The 2126-nt window shown below is 54.7% G+C and carries 2 protein-coding genes; both read left to right on the top strand.

What is annotated here, in order from left to right:
* The coding region (locus V6D20_16025) for a GUN4 domain-containing protein (GenBank protein ID HEY9817288.1) at positions 1 to 408 on the top strand (408 nt) is incomplete at its 5' end.
* Positions 409 to 682: 274 nt separating this feature from the next.
* The coding region (locus tag V6D20_16020) for an SUMF1/EgtB/PvdO family nonheme iron enzyme (GenBank protein ID HEY9817287.1) at positions 683 to 2126 on the top strand (1444 nt) is incomplete at its 3' end.

Here is a 2126-nt window from a genome sequence, read left to right as displayed (position 1 = left end):
CAACAGCTTCTGGCCCAGCAAGACTTTGAAGAAGCCGATCGGGTCACGCTGCAAAAAATGTGCGAACTATCGGGTGAAACAGCGATCGCCCGTAAATGGCTCTATTTCACCGAAGTGGATGGTTTCCCCATCACCGACCTTTGCACCATCGATCGCCTTTGGCTGGCCCATTCCCAAGGTAAGTTTGGCTTCTCGGTGCAGCGAGAGCTATGGCTGGGCAGTGGCAAAAACTGGGATGTTCTATGGTCAAAAATTGGCTGGCGTACGGAGAAGCTCTGGACGCGCTACCCCAATGAATTCACCTGGGATCTATCTGCCCCCCGCGGCCACTTGCCGCTCACGAACCAGTTGCGCGGTGTGCGGGTGATGGCAGCGTTGATGAAACATCCCGCATGGAGCGATCGCTAGCCTCATGCCCAATCAGACAACCGTAGAGTGCTGTTAGGCGAAGCCGTAACGCACCAATTTGTGAGACCAATCAGATAATCGTAGAGTGCTGTTAGGCGAAGCCGTAACGCACCAATTTGTGAGGTTTATGCGTTACGCTGGCGCTTTAGCGAAGCCATGCCGGAGGCTATACGCATCCTACCGATCTATCTAGGGTTTCTGCTTCATAAAGAATACGGAACACCACCCGTAACCTGGTTTAAACTAAGGCGGCACCCCTGACGATCGCTGCTCCATGACCAGAAACTGGGCCATCTGCATTGGTATTAACGACTACTACAACCTCCAGCCGCTTCAGTATGCGGTGCAGGATGCGATCGCTGTGCGAGATTTTTTTCTCACCACGGTCAAGTTTGAGCAGGTCTTCTACTTTGCCGATGATTCGCCGCCCATCGAGACGCCTCGGGGGGAGATGCGATCGCTGCCCACGTTTGGCAACCTGAAGCGCTTTTTCCGAGAGCGGTTTCAGGCACCGTTTTTGGAAGCGGGGGACAATTTTTGGTTTTTCTTTGCTGGCCATGGCGAACTGCATGAGGGCCACGACTACCTGATGCCCATTGATGTGGATCCGGGCAATATTGCCGAAACGGCGCTGCGGGTGAGTGATGTGACCGCCTGTCTGCGCAACTGCGGAGCGGATAATACGATTTTGCTGTTGGATGCCTGCCGCAGCCAGGGTCGCCGTCACGGGACGGGCCTGGGAACGGAGGAGCAGCAGGGTATGGTGACGATCTATAGCTGTAGCCCTCGGGAAGCGTCCTATGAACTTGAGGCGCTGGGGCACGGTTCCTTTACCCATGCGTTGCTGGAGGGCCTGACGCTGCAAGGGTCGAACAATTGCGCCACGGTGGAACGGTTGAACCTGCATCTGCGCTATCAGGTGCCGAGCCTCAATGCCCGGCATGGCAAGCCAAAGCAAACGCCCTACACGGCCGTGGAGCCGCTGTCGAAGAATTACCTGATCCTGTTGCCAGAACAGGCGACGCTGGATGACGTGAAGACCCTTAAATCGGAAGCGCAGGATGCGGAGCTGAATAATCAGCTTGATCTAGCGGAACAGCTTTGGATTCGGGTATTGGGAGCGTCGAGGGCAGATCGTCAGGCGATTACTGCCCTTCAACGGATTGCCATAAAGCGGGATAGTTTAACTGTCTTTCCCCAACCCACTCACTCAACTCCTAGAACAGCCGGACAGCGCAGCCAAGAGCATTCTCCGTCTCCCATGGTTGAGTTCGAGGTAGTGACGGTTGACCATCAAGGGAATGTAATTGATCGAGAACAACGTCAAGCTGAGTATCATCGGGAAGATTTGGGTGATGGAGTCACGCTAGATCTGATGTGGATCCCTGGCGGGACGTTTACTATGGGGGCACCTGATGGTGAGGGAAGCGATGACGAAAAGCCCCAGCATTCAGTGACTATTTCATCCTTTTGGATGGGTAAATATCTCGTAACTCAGAGCCAGTGGCGCGCTGTCTCAGCGCTACCTAAAATAAAACGTTACCTTCATGACGATCCAGCCAACTTTAAGGGGGACAATCGTCCGGTAGAGCAGGTGAGCTGGCATGAGGCCGTGGAGTTTTGCCAGCGACTATCAAGACACACGGGGCGAGGGTATCGCCTGCCCAGCGCAGCCGAATGGGAATATGCTTGCCGTGCTGGTACCACAACGCCATTTC

This window comes from Candidatus Obscuribacterales bacterium (assembly GCA_036703605.1).
GTDB lineage: Bacteria > Cyanobacteriota > Cyanobacteriia > RECH01 > RECH01 > RECH01.
Note: the sequence above shows the minus strand (reverse complement) of the source record. Positions and strands in the feature narration are given on the sequence as shown.